Consider the following 16449-nt stretch of genomic DNA (forward strand, 5'->3'; position numbering starts at 1 on the left):
CGCTGCTCACAACTCTCCCGCGCCGCGCCGCCCCTCCCTACGGTGCCGCCATGACCGCCGACATCCTCGCCCCGACCCCCGGCGGGTCGACCGACACCACACCGCCGGTGCTGTCCACGCCGCGCGACGCCCTGGCCGCCGCCGACCGGGTCGCCGCCGCGATCTCACCCGGCAGCGCCGAACGGGAGCGCGCCGACGCCGTGCTGATCCCGCAGCTGCGCCTGGTCGCCGAGGCCGGGCTGCTGGGCATCTCCGTTCCGGCGGAGCACGGCGGTCCCGGGCTGCCGGCGTCCACGGTCGTCGAGGTGCTGCGCCGGCTCTCGCGCGCCGACGGAGCCGTCGGGCAGCTGCTGCTGGCGCACTACGTCATCGCCCACAACATCGCCGGACTGGGCGACCGGCAGCCGGCGCCGCGGATCTTCGCCGATCTGCTCGCCGGCGCCCAGCTCGGCAACGCGACCGCCGAGCGGGGCACCGCCCACGCGCTGGACCGCCGCACCACGGTGACCCGCCGCGACGGCGACTGGGTGGCCAACGGCACCAAGTACTACGCGACGGGCGCGCTCGGCGCGGCGTGGATCGCGGTGTCGGCGCGGATCGCCGACCGGGATTCGGGAGACACCGCCACGCTGTTCGTGCGGCCCGACCCACCCGGCGTCACGCTGGATCTGGACGAGTGGTCGGCGTTCGGGCAGCGCGGCACCCGCAGCGGCCGGGTGACGCTGCGCGACGTGACCGTCCCCGCCGACCTGGTCATCGACGAGGGCCCGCCGCCGCACCCGGTCGACGCGCCGCCCAGCGTGGCGGGCGCCTTCGATCAGGCGCTGCACGCCGCGATCGACATCGGCATCGCGCGGGCTGCCCTCGAGGACGGCGCGGAGTTCGTCCGCACCCGCTCGCGGCCGTGGAAGGAGGCGCTCGACGCCGGCATCGACCGCGCCGACGAGGAGCCGCACATCGTGCGGCGGTTCGGCGAGCTCACCGCGCGGCTCTACGTGCTGGAGGCGCTGCTGGCGCGGGGCACCGCCCTGATCGACGAGGCGCTCGCCGCGCCGGAGATGACCCGCGACGCCGCCGCCGAGGCGTCTCTGACCGTCGCGGCGGCCAAGGCGCTGGCCCAGCAGGACGGCGTCGAGATCGCCGGGGGCATCTTCGAGTTGGCGGGCACCTCGGCCACCGACGGTGCGGTCAACCTGGACCGGCACTGGCGCAACGTGCGGGTGCACTCGCTGCACGATCCGGCCCGGTGGAAATACGTGCACCTGGGCAACCACACGCTGCACGGCACCCGTCCGCCGCGGCTCGGGCTGGTGTACTGACGGCTACCGGCGCCGGCCGGCCAGCACCCCGCTCAACGCGATCAGGCTCACCCCGGCGACCACCACGCTGAGCAGCCCCACTCGCAGACTCGCCGCATCGGCCACCACCCCCACGACCAGGGGCGCCCCGAGGAAGCCGACCCGCATCAGCCAGGTCAGGATCGTCAGCCCGGTGCCGGCACGCAGGCCCGGCAGCTCGTCGGCGGCACGCATCGCGGCGGGCACCGCGGTGGCCACCCCCAGACCGGCCGCGGCGAAGCCCGCGATGCTGCCGGGCACCGACGGAAACGCCAGCGCCGCAGCCATTCCGGCCGCGGTGACGACGCCGCCGGCGCGTGCCACGGCCCGCTCACCGAACCGGTCGACGAGCCGGTCCCCGATGAGCCGTCCCACGCACATGCACCCCACCAGCGCGACGTAGCCCAGCGCGGCGACCGGCCCGGGCGCGCCGAGGCTGTCCCGCAGATACAGCGTCGCCCAGGAGCTTCCGGCGTCCTCGACGGTGGCGCCGGCGATCGCGATCCCGACCAGCGCCAGCAGCGTCAGATACACCGCGGCGCCCGCGGGCGCGGCCCCGTCCCGGCGCGCCGGATGGTCGTCGTGGTCGGGCCCGTGCAGCAGGAACGGGTAGGCCGCGGCGGCGACGGCGCAGAACAGCACCGCGGAGCCGCCGAGGTGAATCGCTCGCGGTACGTGCGCGGCGATGGCGGCGGCCGCCATCAGGCCGCCCGTGACGGCGCCCACCGCCCACACCGCGTGCAGCGAGTTGATGATCGACCGGCCGTACTGTCGTTGCAGCCGTAGGGCGTTGACGTTCTGGGCGACGTCGGTGATGGCGTCCGCGGCGCCGGCGAGGAACAGCGCGACACCGAGGATCAGCGGCGCGGGCGCCGACGCGGCGATCACGATGAACAGGGCGAGCACCACGGTGGTGGCCAGCGACACCCGCGCGGAGTCGAACCGCCGGATCAGCGCGGCGGCCGTCGGCCCGGCGATCAGCGCGCCCGCGGAGAACGACGCGACCGCACCGCCGAGCATCGCGTTGGACAGCCCCAGGTCGGTCTTGATCTCCGGCAGCCGGGGCAGCAGATTGGCGAACAGCGCACCGTTGGTGAGGAAGACGGCGCCGATCGCGACACGGGCCCGCCGGTCGCGCGCCTCGCCGCCGTCGAGCGGGTGTGGCGGCATGGTGCACCGACCCTACCGGGCCGTCGACACCGTCGACGCGACGCGGCACCGGCGGTGAGGGCAAGATTGCGCCATGTCCGAGCAGGAGCGCACCGCGTCGCTGATCGATCTCGCCGCCCGGTACGGCGTGGCCACCGAGTACGACGACTGGACCGGCGGCCGGCGGATCACGGTGCCTGCCGCCACGCTGATCGCGGTCCTCGCCGCGCTCGGGGTGCCGGCGGCGACCGAGGAGCAGCGCGCCGAGGCGCTCACCGCGCACGAGCGCGCCCACTGGGCGCGGTCTGTGCCCCCCGCGATCGTCGCCCGCACCGGGGCCGCCACCCCGTTCTGGGTGCACGTGACGCACGGCGACCCGGTGGGGCTGTGGCTGCGACTGGAGGACGGCAGCGTGCGCACCGGGCTGCGCCAGCTCGAGAACAACAGTCCCCCTTACGATCTGGACGGCCGACTGATCGGCGAGGCGACCTTCGAGCTGCCCGCCGATCTGCCGGTCGGCTATCACCGGCTGCACCTGCAGGTCGGCTCGTTCGACGCGGCGACGACGGTGATCGTGTCCCCGGCGCGGATCGCGCCGCCCGCGCGGCTGGGTCAGAGCCGGGCATGGGGACTGTCCACCCAGCTCTACAGCGTGCGGTCGCAGAAGTCCTGGGGCGTGGGCGATCTGGCGGATCTGACCGATCTGGCGGTGTGGTCCGCGGCCCGGCACGGCGCCGGGTTCGTGCTGGTCAACCCGCTGCACGCGGCGGCTCCCACGGCCCCGATGGAGCCCTCGCCCTACCTGCCGACCTCGCGCCGCTTCGTCAACCCGCTCTATCTGCGGGTCGAGGCGGTGCCCGAATACGCCTACCTGCGCCACCGCGGGCGGATCCGCAAGGCCCGCGCGCAGGTGCAGGCGAAGGCCGCCCGCTCGAAACGCATCGATCGCGACGGGGTGTGGAAGGCCAAACGCGCTGCGCTGGAGAGCATCTACCTGGTCGAGTTCTCGGCCGGCCGCGAGATCGCCTACCAGGCCTACTGCCGGCGCGAGGGCCGCAGCCTCGACGACTTCGCGACGTGGTGTGCACTGGCCGAACATCACGGCTCCGACTGGCACGGGTGGCCGGCGGGGCTGCAGCATCCGCGCAGTCCGGCGGTCGCCGAGTTCGCCGCCGCCCACGCCGCCGAGGTGGACTTCCATCGCTGGCTGCAGTGGCTGCTCGACGAGCAGCTGACCGCCGCACAGGCCACCGCGTTGTCGGCGGGCATGGAGCTCGGCATCATGGCCGACCTCGCGGTCGGCGTGGATCCCGACGGCGCGGACGCCTGGGCGCTGCAGGACACGCTGGCGCTCGGGGTCACCGCCGGCGCCCCGCCCGACGAGTTCAACCAGCTCGGCCAGGACTGGTCCCAGCCGCCGTGGCGCCCCGACCGGCTCGCCGAGACCGCCTACGAGCCGTTCCGGGCGCTCGTGCAGGCGGCGGTGCGGCATGCGGGCGGCGTGCGCATCGACCACATCATCGGGTTGTTCCGGCTGTGGTGGATCCCGAAGGGCGCGCTCCCGACCGAGGGCACCTACGTCCGCTACGACCACGAGGCGATGATCGGCATCGTCGCGCTGGAGGCGCACCGGGCCGGCGCTCTGGTCGTCGGTGAGGACCTCGGCACCGTCGAGCGCTGGGTGCGCGACTATCTCCACGAGCGCGGTCTGTTCGGCACCTCGATCCTGTGGTTCGAAGCCGACCACGACGGTGCGCCGCTGCCCGCCGAGCGGTGGCGGGAGACCGCGCTGTCGGCGGTCACCACCCACGACCTGCCGCCGACCGCCGGCTATCTGGCCGGGGAGCACGTCCGGCTGCGCGACGAGCTGGGTCTGCTGGCCCGGCCCGCCGCCGAGGAACTGGCGACCGACCGCGCCCACCAGCGGGCCTGGATGAGCGAGCTGCGCCGGGCCGGGCTGCTGCCCGACAGCGAGACCGACCCCGACCCCGAGGAGGTCGTGCGGGCCCTGCACCGGTATCTGGGCCGCACGCCGTCGCGCCTGCTGGCGATGTCGCTGGCCGACGCCGTCGGGGAGACGCGCACCCAGAACCAGCCGGGAACCACCGATGAATACCCCAACTGGCGGGTTCCGCTGGCCGGTCCCGACGGGCGGGCGGTGCTGCTCGACGACGTGTTCGACGATCCCCGGACGGCCGCGCTGTGCGAGGTGATGCGCGCGGCGGTCAAGCCCGTCGCGGGCTGACCCGCGACCGGCGATGTAACGCCGCGGGGCTGCGCAGCGGTTTCACATTCGTCACCGCTGCGATATGTTCGCACCGCGTCGCCGACCCGAGGAGAGAGTTGTCGTGAGAAAGCTCGTCGTGTTCAGCGGTGGCCTGGTGGCCGCCGGAACAATCGCCCTGGTCGGGGCCGGTGCTGCGCTGTCCCAGCCGGCCGGGGCGCCCAGCCCGTACAACGTCACCGGCGAGCAGTACGGCCGCGCGCTGGCCATCCTCAAGAGCCAGGGCATCAAGGCCTACTTCGGCGGTTCCCGTGGCAGCGTGCTGCCGCAGTCGGCCTGCCTGGTCGACCAGCAGAAGGTCACCAGCGGCGGACGCATGCTGCTGTCGCTGGACTGCACGCAGGCCGCCGCCGACCAGATCAAGGCCCAGGGCCCCACCGGCGGGCCCACCGTCGGCGCCAACGGCATCACCACGGTCACCCCCACGCCGGTCGTGCCGATCGCCGGCGCCCCGGGTGCGGGCGCGCCGATCGCCGGCGCACCGCCGCAGATCGCCGGCGGACCGGCGATCCCCGGTCAGCCGCTGCCCGCCGGCTGACACCCCCAGCTATCCGGGACCAGCGTTCCCACTAACCGGGTCGGGCGTCGTAGACTCCCCGTCATGCTGCGACCGCGCCGTTTCGCCGACGAGATCGATCCGGGCCCCGTGCAGATCCAGGCCCGCAAGGTGGCGTTCGACGTCACCGATGTGCCGTTGCACTGGATTCCCGACCACCCCGTCGCCTCCCACGTCGTCAGTGTGCTGAACCTGGTCCTGCCCGCCGGCGAACGCTGGTTCGTACAGACCTTCAACGAAGCACTGCCGATGGTGCAGGATCCGAAGCTGGCCGACGACATCCGCGGGTTCATCGGCCAGGAGGCCACCCACGCCGATGTGCACGACGCGATCCTGCACGACTTCATGGTCGAGCGCGGCGTCGATCCGGCCCCGATCCTCGCCCAGGTGGAGCATGTCTTCTCCCGGGTGCTGGCCCCGCTGGACTCCCCCGACCCCACCCGGCGGATGAACCACCTGTGCGACCGGCTGTGGCTGATCGCCGCGATCGAGCACTACACCGCAGTGATGGGCGACTTCGCGCTGAACTGCTCGTGGGACGAGCACGGCGCCGACCCCACGCTGACCGACCTGTTCCGCTGGCACGGCAGCGAGGAGGTCGAGCACCGCAGCGTCGCCCACGACGTCGCCACGTACTTCCACGACAGCTACCTCGCGAGGATCCGGGCGATGACGCTGTCGGCCACGATGCTGTTCGTGTTCTTCCAGCGCACCGCCTGGTACCTGGTCAAGAACGACCCGGCCGTCGACGTCGGCTGGTGGGAGTTCAACCGGATGCGGATGCGCGACTCGAAGCTGGGCCTGCTGCCGCGCTACCGCCAGCTGTTCGGGTCGGGCACGCTGACCTACTTCCGGCCCCGGTACTCCCCCGAGCAGTTCGGCTCCACCGCCCAGGCGGTGGCCTATCTGGCCACCTCGCCCGCGGCGCGCGCCGCGCACCTGTGATGCGGCTGCTGCCGTACTACCGGCAGACCCCGCCGAGCGCGTCGGGACGTACCCGGCACGACCCGGTGCTGGCGCTGGCCGGCGCCGGCATCTCCGGGCTGTTCGCCGCCTCGGCGCGCCGCCGGATCTCCCCGCCCGCGCGCCGCGACGACACGATCGCGCTGAGCGTGCTGCGGCGCCGCGTCGTGGCCCGCGACCAGGACGTCGTGGAGCTGACGCTGACCGCGGTCGGCGGCGGTTCGCTGCCCCGCTGGTATCCCGGCGCTCACCTGGACCTGCACCTGCCCAGCGGTCTGGTCCGGCAGTACTCGCTGTGCGGTGATCCCTCGGACGCCGACGTCTACCGGATCGCGGTGCGGCGCATCCCCGCCGGCGGCGGTGGATCGGTCGAGGTGCACGGCGCGCTCACCGAGGGCGCTGTCGTGGACACCCACGGCCCGCGCAACGCGTTCCCGCTGACGGTGCCCGGTCACGGATCCCCGACGCGGCGGTTCCGCTTCATCGCCGGCGGCATCGGGATCACCCCGGTCCTGCCGATGCTGCGGGCCGCCCGCCGCCTCGGTGTGGACTGGTCGATGATCTACACCGGCCGCAGCCGCGACAGCCTGCCGTACCTCGACGAGGTGACGGCGCACGGCTCCGCCGTCCAGATCCGCACCGATGACGAGTTCGGGTTACCCACTGCGGCAGACCTTCTCGGCGACTGTCCGACGGGCACCGCGGTGTATGCGTGCGGTCCGGCGCCGATGCTGAGCGCGGTGCGGGCGGCGCTGGTCGAGCGCGACGACGTCGAACTGCACTTCGAGCGCTTCGCCGCGCCGCCGGTGGTCGACGGCCGGGCGTTCGAGGTGACCGTGGCCTCGACCGGCGCGCCGGTCGCCGTGGCCGCCGACGAGACGCTGCTGGCCGCCCTGCGGAGGGCCGGGGTGCCGGCGCCGTACTCGTGCCAGCAGGGGTTCTGCGGGACGTGCCGCATCCGGGTGCTCGACGGTGCGGTCGAGCACCGCGACACGCTGCTCACCGATCCCGAACGCGCCGCCGGCCAGATGCTGACCTGCGTGTCCCGGGCCGCCGGCACCTCGCGTCTGACTCTGGATCTGTAGGCACGCCGGTAGGATCCGGTGATGCCGTTGGCTCCGGGCGCGACATCGCTGCCATGACCCTCGCGGTGGCCGACCGGCTGGCGCTGGCCGACCTGGTGCACCTCTACGCATCGGCGGTGGACGACCGCCGGTTCGACGGCGTGCCCGAATTGTTCACCGCGACAGCCGAATTCCACCTGCCGGCGCCGCCGGACATCCTCGAGCCGGTGCACGTGCACCACGGTCACGACGGCGTGCGCACCGCGCTGGCGGCGCTGACCGCGGTCACCCGGACCGAGCATGCGATCGTCGGCGAGGTGTACGCCCCCGGGCGGCATCCCGATCACGCGCTCGGCCGCATCACCTGCATCGCGCACCACTGGACGGGTGACACCGACGTGGTGTGGCATCTGCGCTACGACGACGAGTATCTGAGGACCCGGTCCGGGTGGCGCATCAACGGCCGGGCGCTGACCGTCAACGCGATCGAGACGCGTCCGATCCGCCGGTTGCGAGCACCAGGTGGTCCAGCAGCGGGCGCTGGCCCTTCAGCAGCTTGGCGCGAGCCGCCTCCAGATCGAACCACGCCACCCGGTCGATCTCCGGGAACTCCTTGAGCCGGCCCGACCGCGGCGGCCACTCCATCGTGAACGTGTTGCTGACGGCGCCGGAGACGTCGAGGTCACCGCGCACGGCGAACGCGGTGATGATCTTGCCACTCGGTTGGCGCAGCGGCGCGAAGTCGATGCGCGGCCCCTCGGGCGGCGGGGTGCCGATCTCCTCGGTGAACTCCCGCCGCGCCGCCTCCCACGGGTCCTCCCCCTCGGCGTACTCGCCTTTCGGAATCGACCACGCGCCTTCGTCTTTGCGTGCCCAGAACGGGCCGCCGGGATGCCCGATGAGGACTTCGAGACCGGTGCCGTCGCCGCGGTAGAGCAGCAGGCCGGCGCTGAGCGTGGGCATGCGCGACGATAACCCGTGCGAGGATGGACCGTGATGACCCGTCCCGCGCGGTCCGTGCGCCGGTTCGACCCGTTCCGGCCGCTCGACATGCTCACCTCGCTGTGGTCGGCCACCGCGATGGTGCCGGTCAACAGCAGTGCCGCGGCTGCCTACCGGGCCCTGTTCGTGACCGTGCGCCGCCTGGTCGTCGGCAGGCGCCTGACGGTGCGCCTGGACGACGGCGATCTGACGTTGACGGTGGCCCGGTTCGACTCCCGTCTCGACATGCGGGGCCTGTCGGTCGGCCAGCTCAACGACGTCCGCCTGGTGGCCGGTGACATTCGTTGGCGGACAAGTGTTTTCGATACCGCCACGGTGGTGCTGCACAACGTCCACGTCCGGCCCGGAGCGCCCCCGGTGCTGGTGGCCGCCCCGGTGGACCTCACGCTGGAGGTGCCGACGCCGGTGCTCGACGAGCTGTTCGGCCGCGCTGCGCCGCGGCTGGCCGGCGACGTCGGGGCCGACGGGGTGGCGCGCATCCGGTTCGCCCGGCGCCCGCGACTGGGGCACCTCGAGATCGACGCCCGCGTCGACGGGTCGACGCTGTGGTTGCAGGCCCACACGGTGGCCGTCGGGACCACCCGCTGGCGGCTGCCGGCCCGCACCCCGGCCTACCCGGTGCGGCTGCCCGAGTTGGCGCACGGCCTGACCCTGACCCGGGTGGAGTTCGCGCCGGGGGTGGTGCGGGTGTCCGGCACGCTGCCCCAGTGGCGCACCGAGCTGGACCGGAAACGCTTGGAGGACATCATCACCCAGCTCAGCGTCGGCGTGGCGCTCAACCTGACCCGGCTGGGCCGTTCGCGTTAGAGTCCCCTGCGTGGCTTCCTACGCCCGCTACGTCGCGCTCGGCGACAGCCAGACCGAGGGCCTGTGGGACGGCGACGACACCTCCGGTCTGCGGGGTTTCGCCGACCGTCTCGCCGAGAGACTCGACGCGCTGTCCCCCGGGCTGCAGTACGCCAACCTGGCCGTGCGCGGGAACCAGATCCGCGATGTCCTCGACGCACAGCTGCCCCACGCGCTGGCGATGGGTGCGGACCTGATCACCGTGTGCATCGGCATGAACGACATGACCCGGCCCGGCCGCGGTTTCGAGCAGGCGCTCGGCCAGCTCGACGAGCTGCATTCCCGGCTGGCGGATTCCGGTGCCACCGTGGTGACCACGACGTTCCCCGACCTGGCCCGGATCCTGCCGATCGGGCGGGTGCTGGGCCGGCGGGTGCTCGCGATCAACGAGGAGATCCGGTCCGCCGCCCGGCGGCACGGCTTCGCGCTGGTGGACCTCTACACGGCGCCGTCGATGACGCAGCCGGACACCTGGAGCCCGGACCGGGTGCACGGTTCGCCGCGGGGGCACATGCTGTTCGCCGAGGCCGCGGCCGAAGCGCTCGGCCTGCCGGGCAGCAGCCACGCCTGGGCCACCGCGGACCCGCAGGCGCGGCCGCCGTCGCTGCGCTCGCGGACCTACTCGCAGCTGCTGTGGACGCAGAACATGCTGATGCCGTGGCTGTGGGATCACCTGCGCGGGCGGTCGGTCGGTGACGCGCGGGCGCCGCGCCGGCCGGTGCTCACCGACTGCTCACCGACGTAGCGGGCTGATCCGCTCAGATGCCCGTCCACGTCGCGTCGAGTTCCGTCGCGACGTCGATGACCTTGGCTTTCTGCGACGCCGGGCTCTCGATCTCCCCGGCGACATGCGCGGCGATGAACCGTTTGATCTCGGCGTCCACGCCGCCGATGATGCGCACGACCTCGGCGCGCAACGACTTCGACGTCACATGGATCGCGATGTCGGCGGCCCGCGGCTTCTCGACGTCGATGATGAGCAGCAGCGGTTCGGCGGCCCGGGCCACCGCGCGCAGCGAGATCTCACCGAACACCATGAACTTCGGTTTGTCGATCCGCAGGTCGACGACCATGTCGATCTCCAGCGGTATCCGGATCGCGAACGTGATCTCGTCGGCCACCCGCCGGTTCACCCGCGGCGGCATGATCCGCACCTTGGCCGTCACCTTCGCCAGCTTGCCGGGCCCCTGGGCGATCGGACCCATCTCGAACGCCTCGCCGGCGATCTGACCGATCGCGTCGCCCACCCGCTCCTCGGTCACCGCGACCTCGAAGAACCGCCGGCCGAACTCTTCGTAGCTCATGTATGCGTCCGGAGCGCGGCCAGTGGTGTCCATGGTCCTGCTACGTTCTCACGTTCCCGGTGCCGGGCGCGACAACCCGGCCGTCCCGGCAGCTAAGCGATCTCCCCGAAGACCCGCAGCCGCGTCAGCGCGGCGCGGTCCTCACCACGCCGGCCGACCTCGCCGATCACGACGCAGCGCCCCTCGTCGCGCTGGACCCTCGCGGCGACCGACCGTCCGGAGCGGATCAGCTTGTCCCACTGCCCGCCCCCGAGCAGCCGCAGCAGATCCGACGCGCTGCGGGGCTCGTCGTCGCCGGCGGTGATCGGCACGTCGCCGGTGAGCCGCCGGACACCGACCTCGTCGCCCCCGCACGCGTCGTCGAGGAGCCGGGCGAACACCCCGGCGGCGCCGGTGCCGGTGCCGGCGAACCCGCGCAGGAAGCCCAGGCTGCCGGCGACGCCCTGATGGGTGATCATCGCCCGGCCCAGCGCCAGCCCGGCCGGCGCCGCGGCGACGCCACCGCGCAGGAAGCGACGGATCATCGCGGGCAGTTCCCAGTACGCCGACAGCGCCGCGATCCGGAGGCCCTCCGCGGTGTCCTTCACGTCGTAGCGGATGAAGGTGGGCACCTCCATCGTCAGCGCCGAAGCCATCCGGATCTCCAGGGTGAGGTCCCGGATCACGGTGGCGCCGACGACGATGTCGGCCTCGGAACGGTGGCTGATCTCGCGGGGCCCGATGAACGTGTCGAAGAAATGCCCGATGGCCACGCGGCCGCGGTGGGGCGCGGAACCGACCGGGTCCTCCACCCGCCCGTCGACGGTGAACAGCCCGACCCACCCGTCGCGGTCGTGTGCGGACGCCGCGGCGAGGGAGCGCCGGGCGGCCGAGAGCACGTCGGCGCGCGTGAAGGGCATACGGTTGCCTACCACCTCGGGCGGCAGGGAGTCGACTGCACCCGCCGCCGCGGGCACACTGGTGTCATCCGCTGTGCTGCGGGCACAGCTTCGCAAGGAGGAACGCCATGAGCGGTAACGGGCCTTTCGGCTTCGATCCCGAGGATTTCGACCGTGTGGTGCGTGAAGCCGGGGAGGGGTTGCGCGACGCGCTCGGCAAGTTCATGACGACCTCGGGCGAGCGCGCCGGGTGGTCGGTGCTCTTCGACGACCTGGCCCGCGGCGGCCGGCCGCGCCGCCCGGAGACCACCGGGGAGACCGGCGACGGGGTGTGGACGATCTACACCGTCGACGAGTCCGGCGGCGCGCACATCGAGCAGGTGTTCCCCACCGAGCTGGACGCGCTGCGCGCGAACAAGAACAACACGGACGCCACGCGCCGCGTCCGGTTCCTGCCCTACGGCATCGCGGTCAGCGTGCTCGACGCCGGCCAGAGCAGCACCGAATCGGGCCAGGGCACGACCGCCGAGTAGGCGCTCCGGCGTCCAACGTCACCCCGGCCATTCCGTGACGTGGCCCGCACCGCCGGGAAAGCAGTTAGCAGCGCCACATTCACTTGAGCTAATCTGTCGCCGAGTGAGAACTTATACGGGCTAAGTTAAGATCAGCCAAACAGCGGACACGAGGCCAGGGGTCAGATTGCGCGGCAAACGTCAGGGGCACGTGGGGAGACACGCGTCGTGATCAAGGTCGCCAGGAAGGTGTGGCTGCCGCTGCTCATCGTGTTCGTCGTGGTGGTCGCCGGGCTGACCGTGTCGCGGATCCGGACCTTCTTCGGTTCCGAGGGCATCATCGAGACACCGCGCAACTTCGCCGATCTGCCCGAGCCGTTCGACCCGAAGGTGGTCCGCTACGAGATCACCGGCACCGGCAGCTACGCCGACATCAACTATCTCGACCTGGACGCCAAGCCGCAGCGGGTCGACAACGCCGCGCTTCCGTGGTCCCTGACGCTGAGCACCACCGAGCCGTCCGCGGCCCCGAACATCGTCGCCCAGGGTGACGGCAGCTCGATCACCTGCCGGATCCTCGTCGACGACGAGCTCAAGGACGAGCGTACGACCGACGGGCTCAATGCCCAGACCTTCTGCTTCGTGAAGTCGGCATGAGCGCGCCGGTCCGAGACGCTGCCCCTGACGCTCCCCCGCCCCCTCGCCCGCCCCGGCCGATCATCCCCCGGCTGATCCGCACGCTGGCCTTGCCGATCGTGCTGGGCTGGATCGCGGTGATCGTCATCCTCAACACGGTGGTCCCGCAGTTGGAGACCGTGGGCCAGATGCGCGCGGTGTCGATGAGCCCGGACGACGCGCCGTCGCTGATCTCGATGAAGAAGGTCGGTGAGGCCTTCAAGGAGGGTGACTCCGACAGCTCGGTGATGATCGTCTTCGAGGGCGACAAACCCCTCGGCGACGACGCGCACGCCTGGTACGACCAGCTGGTCAAGAAACTCGAGACCGACGACACCCATGTGCAGTCGGTGCAGGACTTCTGGAGCGATCCGCTCACCGCCGCCGGCTCCACCAGCAACGACGGCAAGGCCGCCTACGTCCAGGTGAAGCTCGCCGGCAACCAGGGCGAGACGCTGGCCAACGAGTCGGTGGAGGCCGTCCAGAAGATCGTCGAGAGCGTGCCGCCGCCGCCCGGCGTGAAGGCGTTCGTCACCGGTCCGGCCGCGCTGGCCGCCGACCAGCACATCGCCAGCGACCGCAGCATGACGCTCATCGAGGCGGCGACGTTCACGGTCATCATCATCATGCTGCTGCTGGTCTACCGCTCGATCGTCACGGTGTTGATCACGCTGGTCATGGTGGTGCTGTCGCTGGCCACCGCGCGCGGAATGGTCGCGTTCCTGGGCTACCACGAGATCATCGGGCTCTCGACGTTCGCCACGAACCTGCTGGTGACGTTGGCCATCGCCGCGGCGACCGACTACGCGATCTTCCTGATCGGCCGCTATCAAGAGGCGCGCAGTCTCGGTGAGGACAAAGAGTCCGCGTTCTACACGATGTTCCACGGCACCGCGCACGTCGTGCTGGGTTCGGGTCTGACGATCGCGGGTGCGACGTTCTGCCTGAGCTTCACCCGGCTGCCGTACTTCCAGACCCTCGGTGTGCCGCTGGCGATCGGCATGGTCGTGGTGGTACTCGCCGGCGTGGTGCTGATGGTGGCGATCATCTCGCTGGCCACCCGCTTCGGACTGCTGGAACCCAAGCGCGCGATGCGAATTCGCGGGTGGCGCAAGATCGGCGCCGCGATCGTCCGCTGGCCCGGGCCGATCCTGGTGGGCACCATCGCGCTGTCGCTGGTCGGCCTGCTGACGCTGCCCGGCTACCAGACCAACTACAACGACCGGAACTACCTGCCGGCCGACCTGCCGGCCAACGAGGGTTACGCCGTCGCCGACCGGCACTTCTCGCAGGCCCGGATGAACCCGGAACTGCTGATGGTCGAGAGCGACCACGACATGCGCAACTCGGCGGACTTCCTGGTGATCGACAAGATCGCCAAGGCCCTGTTCCGGGTCGAGGGCATCGCGCGCGTGCAGGCCATCACCCGTCCCGACGGCAAGCCGATCAAGCACACGTCGATCCCGTTCCAGATGAGCATGCAGGGCACCACCCAGCGGCTCAACGAGAAGTACATGCAGGACCGGATGGCCGACATGCTGGTGCAGGCCGGTGAGATGGACAAGACCATCGCCACGATGGAGAAGATGGCCGGCCTGACCAAGCAGATGTCGGAGATCACCCACGCGATGGTGACGAAGATGGACGCGATGGTCGTCGACATCGAGGCGCTGCGGGACAGCATCGCCAACTTCGACGACTTCTTCCGGCCGATCCGCAACTACTTCTACTGGGAACCGCACTGCTACGACATCCCGGTCTGCTGGGCGATCCGGTCGGTGTTCGACACCCTCGACGGCATCAACGTGATGACCGACGACTTCAAGCAGATCATCCCGGAGATGAAACGCCTCGACAGCCTGATGCCGCAGATGGTCGCGCTCATGCCCGAGATGATCTCCACGATGAAGACCATGAAGACGATGATGCTGACGATGTATCAGACTCAGAAGGGTCAGCAGGACCAGATGGCGGCCATGCAGGAGGACTCGGACGCCATGGGGGACGCGTTCGACAACTCCATGAACGACGATTCGTTCTATCTGCCGCCAGAGATCTTCGACAACAAGGACTTTCAGCGCGGGCTGGAGCAGTTCCTGTCCCCCGACGGCAAGTCAGTGCGGTTCATCATCGCCCACGAGGGCGACCCGCTGACCGCCGACGGCATCGCCCGCATCGACAAGATCAAGAACGCGGCCAAGGAGGCGATCAAGGGCACCCCGCTGGAGGGCGCGAAGATCTACCTCGGCGGCACCGCGGCCACGTATGCCGACATGCAGGAAGGCAACAACTACGACCTGCTGATCGCCGGTATCGCCGCGCTGGGGCTGATCTTCATCATCATGCTGATCCTGACCCGGGCCGTCGTGGCCTCGGCCGTCATCGTGGGCACGGTGGTGATGTCGCTGGGCGCGTCGTTCGGCCTGTCGGTGCTGTTCTGGCAGCACATCCTGGGCCAGCCGCTGCACTGGATGGTGCTCGCGATGGCGGTGATCATCCTGCTGGCGGTCGGCGCGGACTACAACCTGCTGCTGGTGTCGCGCCTCAAGGAGGAGATCCACGCCGGCATCGGCACCGGCATCATCCGCGCGATGGGCGGCAGCGGTTCGGTCGTCACGGCCGCGGGTCTGGTGTTCGCGCTTACGATGATGTCGATGGCGGTCAGCGAGCTGACCGTGATCGGGCAGGTCGGTACGACGATCGGTCTGGGTCTGCTGTTCGACACGCTCGTGATCCGCGCGTTCATGACACCGTCGATCGCCGCGCTGATGGGCCCGTGGTTCTGGTGGCCGCAGCGGGTGCGCAGGCGGCCCGTTCCGGAGCCGTGGCCGCGGCCCGGTGGTCTACAGTCCGATCCGGCAGAGGGAGTGAGAGCATGAAGCGGATTCTGATGGGGATCGCCGCGGCGGCCATGACGGTGGGTGCGCTGGGCACCGCCGCACCCGCGGTGGCCGACCCGGACACCGATTTCGCCAACGAGCTGCACGTCTACGGGATCTACGGCCAGAAGGACTACAACGCCTGGATCGGCAAGATCATGTGCAAGCGGGTGTACACCGGGGTGGACCCCGATGTGTTCGCCACCGCGAACTTCGTGCACAACCAGTTGCAGAAGGGCACCACGACCGACCAGGCGTACCAGTTCGTCGCCGCCGGTCTGCGCACCTACTGCCCCGAGAAGCTGCCGATCCTCGAGGCGGCGGCCAACCGCCCGGCCGGCTGACCGTGCCGTCCGCCACCCGCAGGCGGTTCAACGAGGCGGTCACCGGCTTCTGGAGCCTCGCGGCTCCGGTCTACGACACCGCGGTCGTCCAGCGCTGGGTGTACCGCCCGGCCCAGGACGAGGTGATCGCCGCACTCACCGCGCACGGGTCTCGGCGCGTCGCCGATATCGGTTGCGGCACAGGCATTCTCGCTGACCGCATCGCCCGCGAGGTGCACCCCGAAGCGGTGTACGGGGTCGACCTGTCCGAGGGGATGCTGGCGCAGGCCGCGCAGCGGTCGACGGCGGTGTCGTGGCTGACCTCGCCGGCCGAGGCGCTGCCGTTCGACGACGGCAGCCTCGACGCGGTGGTCAGCACGTCGGCGTTCCACTGGTTCAACCAGCCAGCGGCGCTGCGCGAGTTCCACCGCGTGCTGGCGCCCGGGGGCATCGCCGCGGTGGCGACGCTGAGCCCGCGCCGGTATGTGCCCGAGCAGATGCTGGCGGCAGTGCGGTTGCCGGCCTACGACGCCCCGTCCCCGGCGACGATGCGCGCGATGTTCACCGCCGCCGGCTTCACCGTGGAGGATCAGCACCGGGTGCGGCGTCCGCTGTGGACGCAGGTGCTGTCCGACCTCATCACGATCGGCGTGAAACCCACCCCCACAGCCTGATTC

The 16449-nt window shown here is 71.2% G+C and carries 16 protein-coding genes and 1 pseudogene; 13 read left to right on the top strand and 4 right to left on the bottom strand.

Features of this window, described 5'->3' with window-relative positions:
* The first annotated feature begins 50 nt into the window (after positions 1-50).
* Positions 51-1319 (top strand): acyl-CoA dehydrogenase family protein, encoded by a 1269-nt coding sequence (locus MCHLDSM_RS05950; protein WP_048469311.1) that lies wholly within the window; start codon positions 51-53, stop codon positions 1317-1319.
* Positions 1320-1322: 3 nt separating this feature from the next.
* On the opposite strand, the gene MCHLDSM_RS05955 is transcribed toward MCHLDSM_RS05950, so the two are convergent.
* Complete coding sequence (locus MCHLDSM_RS05955; protein WP_048469312.1) at positions 1323-2507, bottom strand: MFS transporter; 1185 nt, start codon at positions 2505-2507, stop codon at positions 1323-1325.
* 73 nt (positions 2508-2580) lie between these two features.
* Between MCHLDSM_RS05955 and malQ the strand changes: the two genes are divergently transcribed.
* From malQ to MCHLDSM_RS39080, 5 genes and pseudogenes are all read left to right on the top strand, one after another.
* Positions 2581-4731, top strand: coding sequence for a 4-alpha-glucanotransferase (gene malQ / locus MCHLDSM_RS05960; RefSeq protein ID WP_048469313.1), 2151 nt, complete (start codon positions 2581-2583; stop codon positions 4729-4731).
* A 103-nt stretch (positions 4732-4834) separates the two neighbouring features.
* Positions 4835-5308 (top strand): hypothetical protein, encoded by a 474-nt coding sequence (locus MCHLDSM_RS05965; protein ID WP_048469314.1) that lies wholly within the window; start codon positions 4835-4837, stop codon positions 5306-5308.
* A 63-nt stretch (positions 5309-5371) separates the two neighbouring features.
* Positions 5372-6271 carry a metal-dependent hydrolase gene (locus tag MCHLDSM_RS05970; RefSeq protein WP_048469315.1) on the top strand — a complete coding sequence of 300 codons (900 nt, stop codon included), beginning with the start codon at positions 5372-5374 and terminating at the stop codon, positions 6269-6271.
* Positions 6271-7374 carry a PDR/VanB family oxidoreductase gene (locus MCHLDSM_RS05975; RefSeq protein ID WP_048469316.1) on the top strand — a complete coding sequence of 368 codons (1104 nt, stop codon included), beginning with the start codon at positions 6271-6273 and terminating at the stop codon, positions 7372-7374. Before MCHLDSM_RS05970 ends, MCHLDSM_RS05975 begins: the two co-directional genes overlap by 1 nt.
* A gap of 53 nt (positions 7375-7427) precedes the next feature.
* A pseudogene (locus tag MCHLDSM_RS39080) lies at positions 7428-7808 on the top strand (nuclear transport factor 2 family protein); the annotation flags it as partial.
* 22 nt (positions 7809-7830) lie between these two features.
* Here MCHLDSM_RS39080 and MCHLDSM_RS05980 read toward each other — a convergent pair.
* A complete protein-coding gene (locus tag MCHLDSM_RS05980) occupies positions 7831-8316 on the bottom strand; it encodes an NUDIX hydrolase (protein ID WP_048469317.1) in 486 nt (161 codons plus the stop codon).
* A gap of 33 nt (positions 8317-8349) precedes the next feature.
* Between MCHLDSM_RS05980 and MCHLDSM_RS05985 the strand changes: the two genes are divergently transcribed.
* Both MCHLDSM_RS05985 and MCHLDSM_RS05990 read left to right on the top strand, forming a co-directional pair.
* Positions 8350-9162 carry a hypothetical protein gene (locus MCHLDSM_RS05985; protein WP_048469318.1) on the top strand — a complete coding sequence of 271 codons (813 nt, stop codon included), beginning with the start codon at positions 8350-8352 and terminating at the stop codon, positions 9160-9162.
* A 10-nt stretch (positions 9163-9172) separates the two neighbouring features.
* Positions 9173-9946 carry an SGNH/GDSL hydrolase family protein gene (locus MCHLDSM_RS05990; protein ID WP_048469319.1) on the top strand — a complete coding sequence of 258 codons (774 nt, stop codon included), beginning with the start codon at positions 9173-9175 and terminating at the stop codon, positions 9944-9946.
* A 13-nt stretch (positions 9947-9959) separates the two neighbouring features.
* On the opposite strand, the gene MCHLDSM_RS05995 is transcribed toward MCHLDSM_RS05990, so the two are convergent.
* Both MCHLDSM_RS05995 and MCHLDSM_RS06000 read right to left on the bottom strand, forming a co-directional pair.
* On the bottom strand, positions 9960-10538 hold the full coding sequence (locus MCHLDSM_RS05995) for a hypothetical protein (RefSeq protein WP_048469320.1): 579 nt from the start codon (positions 10536-10538) through the stop codon (positions 9960-9962).
* A 59-nt stretch (positions 10539-10597) separates the two neighbouring features.
* Positions 10598-11404, bottom strand: a complete 807-nt coding sequence (locus MCHLDSM_RS06000; protein ID WP_048469321.1) for a nuclear transport factor 2 family protein — start codon at positions 11402-11404, stop codon at positions 10598-10600.
* Between the two features lie 107 nt (positions 11405-11511).
* On the opposite strand from MCHLDSM_RS06000, the gene MCHLDSM_RS06005 reads away from it, so the two are divergent.
* The 5 genes from MCHLDSM_RS06005 to MCHLDSM_RS06025 all read left to right on the top strand — a co-directional run bounded on the left by MCHLDSM_RS06005 (position 11512) and on the right by MCHLDSM_RS06025 (position 16446).
* A complete protein-coding gene (locus MCHLDSM_RS06005) occupies positions 11512-11916 on the top strand; it encodes an Rv0313 family protein (RefSeq protein WP_048469322.1) in 405 nt (134 codons plus the stop codon).
* Between the two features lie 207 nt (positions 11917-12123).
* Positions 12124-12552: an MmpS family transport accessory protein gene (locus MCHLDSM_RS06010; RefSeq protein WP_048469323.1), complete on the top strand. Its 429-nt coding sequence runs from the start codon at positions 12124-12126 to the stop codon at positions 12550-12552.
* Positions 12549-15449 carry an MMPL/RND family transporter gene (locus tag MCHLDSM_RS06015; protein ID WP_048469324.1) on the top strand — a complete coding sequence of 967 codons (2901 nt, stop codon included), beginning with the start codon at positions 12549-12551 and terminating at the stop codon, positions 15447-15449. Before MCHLDSM_RS06010 ends, MCHLDSM_RS06015 begins: the two co-directional genes overlap by 4 nt.
* Positions 15446-15793 (top strand): DUF732 domain-containing protein, encoded by a 348-nt coding sequence (locus MCHLDSM_RS06020; protein ID WP_048469325.1) that lies wholly within the window; start codon positions 15446-15448, stop codon positions 15791-15793. The genes MCHLDSM_RS06015 and MCHLDSM_RS06020 overlap by 4 nt, the downstream gene beginning before the upstream one ends.
* Before the next feature lie 2 nt (positions 15794-15795).
* Positions 15796-16446 carry a class I SAM-dependent methyltransferase gene (locus tag MCHLDSM_RS06025; protein ID WP_082168759.1) on the top strand — a complete coding sequence of 217 codons (651 nt, stop codon included), beginning with the start codon at positions 15796-15798 and terminating at the stop codon, positions 16444-16446.
* Positions 16447-16449: the final 3 nt, after the last annotated feature.

The organism is Mycolicibacterium chlorophenolicum, from assembly GCF_001044235.1.
Classification (GTDB): Bacteria; Actinomycetota; Actinomycetes; order Mycobacteriales; family Mycobacteriaceae; genus Mycobacterium; species Mycobacterium chlorophenolicum.